The organism is Microcystis sp. M113S1, assembly GCF_020246945.1.
Classification (GTDB): Bacteria; Cyanobacteriota; Cyanobacteriia; order Cyanobacteriales; family Microcystaceae; genus Microcystis.
This window is the reverse complement of the sequence record NZ_JADBSA010000372.1, coordinates 1-3883: the sequence shown is the minus strand read 5'-3', so window position 1 is coordinate 3883 and position 3883 is coordinate 1. Positions and strand designations below refer to the sequence as shown.

The following is a 3883-nucleotide window of genomic DNA, read 5'->3' as shown; positions in this document are numbered from 1 at the left end:
TCACCATCGCTGGTAATCACAAGGCTACTAATTCCTAAGTCAATTCCGATGGCTTTATCTGTTACTGGTAATGGCTTAATTGTTGGGTCATCAAATCTTATTGAGATATGCCAGCGTCCAGAAGGATGTAATCTGACTGTTACTGTGCTTGGTTCACAAGCTTCTGGTATTTGTCTTGACCATCGAATAGGTAAAGGTTCTGTGCATTTGGCTAAATAGATTTGTTTGTCTTTGAACTTAAAAGCAGATTTGGTAAATTCGGCACTTCCTCCCTGATGTTTTTTCTTAAAGTTAGGATACTTAGTACGACCAGCAAAGAAGTTAGTGAAAGCTGTTTGTAGGTGTCTTAACCCTTGTTGCAAAGGTACACAGCTTACTTCATTGAGAAAGTCTAATTCTTCTTGTTTTTTCCAATCGGTTAGCATTGAAGAGGTTTCAGCATATCCTACTCTTTCTTGCTTTTCGTACCATGCTTGTGTTCTGAGATGGAGTGCCTTATTGTAAACTAATCTTACACAGCCCAAAGTGCGCCGCAATAGCGACTCTTGTTCGGGTGTGGGGTAAAATCGAAACCAATAGGCTTTTTCCATGGGGAGCATTTTAGCATATATTTGGTAAATGTGCTAATATTTAACGGTAAAGCCGTCGTAGAACGACGGGGTTTCAGACCCAAATTTTCGATGACCACTTCTCCTGTTCCCCAAGGGGACGATTTTAGCGATCGCCCGATCCGTCCCGTACAATATCGGGATTTGGAAGACATTGAAGCTTTAACCCTGGATGACTTCGATGAGGATATTGATCGTCGCGCCCAAAATTTCCGCACGCAGGTGCAACAGGTGCGGCCTTGGTTTGGGTTGTTTAAAATTCTCAGTCTTTTTCCTAATCCTCTCCAACACCGTTTTCATGTCTATGTGGCCGAGTCCATGGCCAATCGGGGAGAAGAAAGGAAAATTCGCGGGGCAATCCAAGTCACCCCTTTTAATAGTAGTCGCAGCACTTGGCGGGTGGAACAGGTGCGGGTGCATCTGGCGGAGTCTTTAAGCGAACCCAAGGGCATCGGGGCGCAATTACTGCGTTATTGTCTAGAAACGGTTTGGGAAGCGCGCACCTGGGTGTTAGAGGTTAATATCAATCAAAAGGACAGTTTGGCACTTTTCCGGCAACACGGTTTTCAGCCTTTGGCGGAATTAACCTATTGGTCTTTACCGCCGCAATTATTACAGGAATTGGCGAAACAAGAGCCAGATTTACCGAATTTACTGCCCGTGAGCAATGCTGACGCTCAATTGCTTTATCAGTTAGATTGTGTGTCTATGCCGCCGCTACTGCGTCAGGTATTCGATCGCCATATCCAGGATTTTAAAATCAATTTAGTTGATAGTTTGCTCTATCGCTGTCAAAGTTGGTGCGGCAGTCCGCAAATTAGTCGCGGTTACGTTTTTGAACCACAACGAAAAGCGGCGATCGGTTATTTTGAATTAATTCTATCTAATCGGGATGAGCGACCCCATCAAGCGAAATTAATTGTCCATCCCGCCTACACTTGGCTCTATCCTAAGTTATTAATCCAGATGGCCCAGATCACTCGCAAGTATCCCCCTCGCTCGCTAGAGTTGATATCTGCCGATTATCAGCACGAAAGACGGGAATATCTGGAACAATTGGGAGCGATCCGCAGTTCCCACACCCTGATGATGTCGCGCTCGGTATGGCACAAAATCCGCGAAACTAAGCCGGAAAATTCCGCCCTAGCAGAAATGCTGCAGGGTTTACAACCGGTGCCGCGCACTCCCATCCCTAGTCGGATGTCTTGGTTAAAATGGCCCAATAATCCCCCTCTGGACCCCCTCGACAGTCCGGGGGAACTTCCCCCAGTTAAACCGCCCTCGGACCCCCCCGATCAGGGGCATCCAGTGTGATGGAAAGGGTCGCTGCCCTAGGCTTAGATATCGGTAAAAAACGGGTAGGAGTGGCAGGATGTGACGGCACAGGTTTAATCGCCACCGGTTTAATCACGATTATCCGTTCTTCTTTTGTTGCCGACGTGGCACAGTTTGAGGCAATTGTCAAGGAAAGAAATATTAAGATTTTGGTGGCGGGACTGCCCTATACCATGGCCGGAGAGTTAGGATTTCAGGCCCAACAGGTGCAAAAATACGCCCAGAAACTAGGGATAGCCTTGGATTTGCCCCTCGAATACATTGATGAGCGTTGCACGTCCCTAGAGGCGGAAGAATTCTTAAAAGCCAAAAAACAGTTTTCCTCTTGGGATAAGGGAGCGATCGATCGGGAAGCGGCGGCGATTATTTTACAACAATGGCTCGATCGCCGACGGCGAGTTAATAATGTTGTTTTAGGGGAAACTCGTTGACATCCTCGCCGTCCGTTTACGGTGGTGAGGATGTCAACCATCGGTTTGTAGTCTTGTTTTAGCAATAATGCGGGTTTTCTTTAAATCTCCCTCGCTCAATTCTTCTCCCACCTGTAAACGGGTGGCATTAGTTTGGAGGACAGTGGCGGCGTTTTTTTCTCCCAATTGTAGAGCGGTTTTGGCCGCGGTTTGTAGCATGGTGGCGGCGGCTGCTCGATCGCCCTGTTTTAATTTTTCTTCAGCGATTTGGGTTTGACGATATTTGGCTAAAGTCAGAGTCGATTTCTGAACTTGCTCGTCTAATTGGGATTGATAGATAGCTTGGGATGCGATATTAAGGCTAATAGTCGCAGTTTCTAGCCCTTTTTGACCGGAAGCGGGATCATCGTAGCGAATCTTCACCTGAGCTATAGTGTGAGTACCGGGGGGAATTTGGTCGATATAGAGATTGAGGAGGATAATTTTTTCTTCATCTATCATTAAATCACCCAAACGGGTGATGTAAAAATTGCCCTCTTTTTGTAGGGTCATTTCTATGGTTTCTGGGGCAACTTGGGCAATGGGTTTTAACTCCGCTAAATGAGTCCGAGCATCTAATTCTAATTGCAGGAAAGCGTTAGTTAACCGGACAGATTGCAAACGGTTAAATAGACGAGTAAATTCAATTAAAGCCTGTTCGGGTCTTTCGATATAAGATAAACTTCCGCCAGCGATATCGGCAATTTTTTCTAGGATATCTTGATTCCAATGATCGCCAAAACCGAAGGTATTTAAGGTGATACCGTACTCAGCCGCTACTGCGGCTAACTTTAAACAGCGTTGATTATCTCCGTGTTCATTTTCACCATCGGTAAGCAGAAAAATATGAGACACATAACCTTTGCTGTCGGTAGAACTTTCTTGAATACCTAATTTTATCCCTTCATCGATCGCCGTACCTCCTCCCGCTTGTAATTGTTGAATTTTTGAGCGAATTAAGGTCAGATCATCCTGTCGCGATTGGGAGGGAAGAATAACTTTGGCGCGATGATCGAAAGCTATTACCGAGAGACGATCGTTAACCCCGAGGGATTCTATTAAACTGAAGGCCGCTTTTTTGACCGTTTCTAGGGGTTTTCCCTGCATAGAACCGCTATGATCGAGAACTAAACAAAGATTAATCGGTAAATTTGTGTTAATCTGTTCACTGGTGGCGGCGATCGAGAGCATCAGTTGACGTTGACTGCTGCTTTGATTAGCATCGATATGACTGTCACTCAAGGCCGATTTTAGAGTTACCCGCATAAGAGTTTTTTATCGTGGTCGTTGATATTTATATTGTAATGAGTATAGTTAGATTTGTGCTTATTTTCCTGAGAGGGGGACAAGCGAGCTAGAAGGTAGATAGGGCAAGCGATATAGCTCTTTGTCCCTTGATGTAATCCTTCAACCGATAGCGGCTAATTTGCATTAGCTCTTCTATATTTTTTGGGAACATTTGATGTAGCCCGAGCCAATGATAGAGATGTT

At 45.3% G+C, this 3883-nt stretch carries 4 protein-coding genes; 2 read left to right on the top strand and 2 right to left on the bottom strand.

All coding sequences use genetic code 11. The features are described from left to right. Positions 1-590 (bottom strand): RNA-guided endonuclease InsQ/TnpB family protein (locus tag IM319_RS18790; RefSeq protein ID WP_287736559.1); only part of this gene is annotated, 590 nt, incomplete at its 3' end. 90 nt (positions 591-680) lie between these two features. Here IM319_RS18790 and IM319_RS18785 point away from each other — a divergent pair. After that, a complete protein-coding gene (locus IM319_RS18785) occupies positions 681-1922 on the top strand; it encodes a GNAT family N-acetyltransferase (RefSeq protein ID WP_287736558.1) in 1242 nt (413 codons plus the stop codon). After that, positions 1922-2374: a Holliday junction resolvase RuvX gene (gene ruvX, locus IM319_RS18780; RefSeq protein WP_287736557.1), complete on the top strand. Its 453-nt coding sequence runs from the start codon at positions 1922-1924 to the stop codon at positions 2372-2374. Before IM319_RS18785 ends, ruvX begins: the two co-directional genes overlap by 1 nt. Positions 2375-2407: 33 nt before the next feature. On the opposite strand, the gene IM319_RS18775 is transcribed toward ruvX, so the two are convergent. Then, positions 2408-3658: a vWA domain-containing protein gene (locus IM319_RS18775; protein WP_287736556.1), complete on the bottom strand. Its 1251-nt coding sequence runs from the start codon at positions 3656-3658 to the stop codon at positions 2408-2410. Positions 3659-3883: the final 225 nt, after the last annotated feature.

Coding starts and splice junctions, on each gene's coding strand:
- IM319_RS18775 (WP_287736556.1), bottom strand. CDS start 3,658: ATGCGGGTAACTCTAAAATCGGCCTTGAGTGACAGTCATATCGATGCT.
- IM319_RS18785 (WP_287736558.1), top strand. CDS start 681: ATGACCACTTCTCCTGTTCCCCAAGGGGACGATTTTAGCGATCGCCCG.
- ruvX (WP_287736557.1), top strand. CDS start 1,922: ATGGAAAGGGTCGCTGCCCTAGGCTTAGATATCGGTAAAAAACGGGTA.